Source organism: Escherichia sp. WS1450 (genome assembly GCF_046487395.1).
Taxonomy (GTDB): domain Bacteria; phylum Pseudomonadota; class Gammaproteobacteria; order Enterobacterales; family Enterobacteriaceae; genus Escherichia; species Escherichia coli.
Window position 1 is genome coordinate 1 of the sequence record NZ_JBJQJO010000072.1, and the last position, 4481, is coordinate 4481.

Consider the following 4481-nt stretch of genomic DNA (forward strand, 5'->3'; position numbering starts at 1 on the left):
CCATAACTGTCTCAAAAGTGACCATAAGCTCTCCTGAATCAGGAGAGCAGATTACCCCCTGGATCTGATTTCAGGCGTTGGGTGTGGATCACTATTGCACCGTTCGTGACAGCTCATTCAAAACCCATTGCACACAGTTATGCCGGAGCGGGGCTTCTGGCCCATGTTGTCACCGGGAAGTATGCAGACCATCTGCCGTTATACCGTCAGTCAGAAATATACCGCAGTCAGGACGTGGAGCTGACACCGTTGCTGAACTGCTGGAGCCGCTGTATGACGTCCTGCGCCAGTATGTGCTGATGCCCGGTAAAGTCCATGCTGATGATATCCCCGTTCCGGTCCAGGAGCCAGGCAGTGGTAAAAACCGAACGGACAGGCTGTGGGTCTACGTCCGTGATGACCGTAATGCCGGGTCGGAGATGCCCCCGGCGGTCTGGTTCGCGTACAGTCAGGACCGGAAAGGTATCCATCCACAGAATCATCTGGCCGGTTACAGCGGTGTGCTTCAGGCCGATACTTACGGTGGTTACCGGGCGTTATACGAATCCGGCAGAATAACGGAAGCCGCGTGTATGGCCCATGCCCGGAGGAAAATCCACGATTTGCATGCAAGAGCGCCAACTGACATCACCACGGAAGCCCTGCAGCGTATCGGTGAACTGTATGCCATCGAGGCAGAAGTCCGGGGATGTACAGCAGAACAGCGTCTGGCGGCAAGAAAAGCCAGAGCTGCGCCACTGATGCAGTCACTGTATGACTGGATACAGACCCAGATGAAAACACTGTCGCGTCACTCGGATACGGTAAAAGCGTCGCCTACCTGCTGAAACAGTGAGATAGCCTGAACGTGTACTGCAGTAATGGCTGGGTGGAAATCGACAACAACATCGCAGAGAACGCCTTACGGGGAGTGGACGTAGGCCGGAAAAACTGGTTGTTCGCGGGTTCCGACAGCGGTGGCGAACATGCGGCGGTGTTGTACTCGCTGATCGGCACATGCCGTCTGAACAATGTTGAACCAGAAAAATGGCTGCGTTACGTCATTGAGCATATCCAGGACTGGCCGACAAACCGGGTACGCGATCTGTTGCCCTGGAAAGTTGATCTGAGCTCTCAGTAAATATCAATACGGTTCTGGCGAACCGCTTACTGTTCAATGGTCCATTGGGGTTTTGACATCAATTATCTCCGGTAAGTTAGTGAATGGATATCGGTAATGCTAACTGACTAAAAATCCCTGTGAAGATGACTTCCCCGTAACGACATAAACAAAGCGAACACCCGGACGAAATACTATTTCACAAATTGTTAGGGCATCATTTATGAGCAGCGTTTTAATCGAGTAGTCTTTACTTGCATTGCTGCCTTTATTCTCAGGTGTTCTCATGTCCAAGATGCTCTGTGAGTTCAGCGCTAAGCTCATCTTTAACAGTACACTTCGTAAGCATGTATAAAAACAGGTTAAGATCAGATTCGGTTTTAAGGCAATTTACCAGTTCGGCAGCAATAGCATTGGATTCTTGTTTATCAATTGCCTGTCTCCACGGTGTAGGGAACATATCAAAAACAGGCAATTACAAAATTTAAATTACACTCTCGTCAGAACATAGCCCTTAACGAACCGTCCATGCAGGGCTGAAATCCTCTTCCTGAAACAGCTCTGTCAGCCCGCTAATCTGTTTCAGCCTCAGCACTTCATCCTGGTCCATGCCCAACTCTGTGCCAATACGCTCATCTGTCCAGCCCAGACGTGAGAGGTCCCTGACAATGTCAGACATTGACGTTACCTGGTGTTTTCCCCTGGCACGGTTATGCCGTATGGTTGCGGCAATACGTGATGCCTGTCCCTTTCTCTCTGGATTAATACAGGCCACTGGCAGCCAGCCCTTCAGACGTTTTCTCGTATCCGCTTTCCTGCCCAGCAACTGACGATGAAAACCATCCACGACCAGATAATGCTCCTTCTCTTCCGAAACCACCACAGGCTGCGTGAATCCATCCTGCTCCAGTGAATGTTTAAGCAGTTTTTTTTCACTGGAAGACATGACATTGGGATTGTAATCGTTGGCCACCACCTCATCCGCTTTCACCCACAACACACAATCCACAGGCTCCTGTGCAAAAGGGCTGACCTCATGCAACACCCTGCGCAGATGATTAAGGGCTCGTATGGTCTCTTCTTCAGATCGTTCCTGACTGAAGTACTGTCGAATCATGTTGCTCAATACTTCCACCTCAGGTGTCACAGAATCCCCCATTCCTTCCTCCTTTCTTTCATACGCTGCAGATAACGTTCATAGTGCCGGGGTTTGTTCGGACTGAAGGAGAGGGTCCGACACCAGAAATCATTCTTTATGAGTGTCTTACAGATACGTCGCCAGGACGGGATATCCCGGCTCCCCAGGTCATTCTCCTGTTCATCCGGGATGTCATCCGGGAAGCCCCGCGTCTGATACCAGCGCAGGTAGACAGCAATTTTATTACGGTAATGTTCTGCCGTTCTTTCCGGCATCACATCCAGCAGGAACATCGCATAGCTACGCCAGGTATGATGAGGTGGCTTCGTGATACGCTTACGCAGGGCAAAATAGGCACCGCTCTCATTGGCATAAAGCGCCCCGCTGGCAGCACCCGACACCCGCTCACACATCCTGGCCCAGGTTTCCGGCTCCAGAACATGGTAAAGCCACAGTCCCTTACGCTGTTCCGGGCCAAAAGGCTCACAGACCCGCATGTTGCGTAACGGCACGCCGGCACGGTACATCAGGTCATACAGGGGATTGTAGATAGCCCGGGTTCTGGCGTTATATATCCATATATCACGGGCTTTCCAGTCATACAACGGATACAAGGTGTAATAAAACCCTTCAGGTGACGCTGTGGTCCAGGGTTTATCATCTGCATATCTCAGTTTGCGCTGAGACACCAGTCCCATAAAGCGATTGAGCGATTCATCAGCACGAACACCAGTCAGTATTGCCACTCCACACCGGTTACCGGCAAACCAGGAAGAAAATGCCGGAACAAATTCTTCAAACGTCATGGCATACCGATAAAATGGGAAATACGACATATCTGTAATAGCGTCATCTGGTGGCTGACGAACCCACTCCACACCTGGTTCCCAGCATATCCATTCCGGCTGAAACTGAGAGACACCGTTTACCGTAGTCAGGGGGAGTGCCACCCAGTAAAAGGTATCCGTCACATCCCGGTACATTTCCCGCATCTTCTGAACATGTTCAATGGTGCACTGATACTGAGCTTCCCAGTCAATGAATAATACAGAGAAACGACGTTTCTTCCTGCGAGCCACATCAGCCGCAAGATGGAGCAGCACAGTGGAGTCTTTTCCTCCGGAAAAAGACAAACAGACAGAAGAGAATGTTTCAAACAACCATTCAATACGGCGAATAGAAGAATGAAATACATCATCCTCTTTTATTATCTTTCGTATAGTTCCTGACATGTTGTATATAACAAAAATTAAAGAACTAATTAATATTTTGATTTATAATAAATAAACGCTTTGAACGACAATGAAACTCTTTTGACTTAAAATTAGTTTGTATTTTTCTTAAAAATCAAACCTGTGTCAACGCTGCCCCAATAGATACCACCAATTAAAACCATAGAAAAAACCACTAATACTCTTATTTATTACGGTTATTTAATCTATTGATTAAGGCTGAATTTAATATAATTTATTGCTGTGTTTTTACAAACATTTAGCATGATTGAACAAGTCATCCCGTTTTTTTCATGAAATGATTGATAGAAAGCTGAACAGTACAGAATGATGTATCAGGGGACTCGTCATTTTTCCCAGCCTCAGAGTCTGTCTGAACGCTTTTACCACATTTTCTGTCTGCAGGGCTGCCGCCATTCTGGTTGTGTTATCAGACGCAGTAGCCGTTCTATCCGTCTGGAGGTGCCGGTAGCTGCCTATGTGGCAAGATTGCGTTGCATTTCGCTAGCGCGTCATCAGCGCCATGTTTCCTTAATATCCATCGCTGACCCTCCCGGGTTCACCTGTGTACGATCCGGAGACATGGTAGACAGGTGTTCGGGGACATGGTGAACACTTTTTAACATTCTTTGCCATGGTGATCGACTTATTTTTCAGGTCGATCACCCCCACTTTTGTACTGTACCACCAGACTTCATACTGACCGTCTTCCTGCGTCTCCTTCAGCCCCAGGCGTTCATTTCTGAATGCCTTGCCCGCACTCAGACTGACACCTCTCAGACTCAGTTTACCCCTGATATCCACCTTCCTGACTACCACACCCTCGTCATACTCCGGCGGCTCTACATTGCTCCTGAACTGTCGCGCTGACGGCTGATACCGTGAGGCAGGAACAGCCATATTGTAGTGGCACAGTAAATTTGGCCACCTGATTAAAGGTGATATCCTCACCACAACACAAAACAGGTGACTTAATGAACAAGAAAACCAAACGTACTTTCACCCCTGAATT

Annotated in this window: 3 protein-coding genes and 5 pseudogenes; 1 reads left to right on the top strand and 7 read right to left on the bottom strand. The window is 48.5% G+C overall.

The annotated features are described in order from the left end of the window. Window positions 1-117: 117 nt before the first annotated feature. Window positions 118-1120: pseudogene (gene tnpC, locus ACJHYR_RS26960) on the top strand (IS66 family transposase); the annotation flags it as partial. A gap of 195 nt (window positions 1121-1315) precedes the next feature. On the opposite strand, the pseudogene ACJHYR_RS26965 reads toward tnpC, so the two are convergent. The 7 genes and pseudogenes from ACJHYR_RS26965 to ACJHYR_RS26995 form a co-directional block, all read right to left on the bottom strand. Then, window positions 1316-1559 (bottom strand): annotated as a pseudogene (locus ACJHYR_RS26965) (hypothetical protein); the annotation flags it as partial. Window positions 1560-1613: 54 nt separating this feature from the next. Beyond that, complete coding sequence (locus ACJHYR_RS26970; protein ID WP_000502867.1) at window positions 1614-2258, bottom strand: IbrB-like domain-containing protein; 645 nt, start codon at window positions 2256-2258, stop codon at window positions 1614-1616. Continuing rightward, the gene (locus tag ACJHYR_RS26975) at window positions 2243-3469 is read right to left on the bottom strand and encodes a phosphoadenosine phosphosulfate reductase (protein ID WP_000017086.1); all 1227 of its coding nucleotides are present in this window, start codon (window positions 3467-3469) and stop codon (window positions 2243-2245) included. The genes ACJHYR_RS26970 and ACJHYR_RS26975 overlap by 16 nt, the downstream gene beginning before the upstream one ends. 266 nt (window positions 3470-3735) lie before the next feature. Continuing rightward, a pseudogene (locus ACJHYR_RS26980) lies at window positions 3736-3874 on the bottom strand (IS3 family transposase); the annotation flags it as partial. 8 nt (window positions 3875-3882) lie between these two features. Further along, window positions 3883-3969: pseudogene (locus ACJHYR_RS26985) on the bottom strand (reverse transcriptase); the annotation flags it as partial. A gap of 127 nt (window positions 3970-4096) precedes the next feature. Then, a pseudogene (locus tag ACJHYR_RS26990) lies at window positions 4097-4372 on the bottom strand (IS481 family transposase); the annotation flags it as partial. Then, a partial coding sequence (locus tag ACJHYR_RS26995) for a hypothetical protein (RefSeq protein ID WP_252713370.1) occupies window positions 4296-4481 on the bottom strand: 186 nt, incomplete at its 5' end. The pseudogene ACJHYR_RS26990 and the gene ACJHYR_RS26995, both read right to left, overlap by 77 nt.

Excerpts from the sequence above, each read along its gene's own strand:
- ACJHYR_RS26970 (WP_000502867.1), bottom strand. The coding sequence starts at position 2,258 with ATGGGGGATTCTGTGACACCTGAGGTGGAAGTATTGAGCAACATGATT.
- ACJHYR_RS26975 (WP_000017086.1), bottom strand. The coding sequence starts at position 3,469 with ATGTCAGGAACTATACGAAAGATAATAAAAGAGGATGATGTATTTCAT.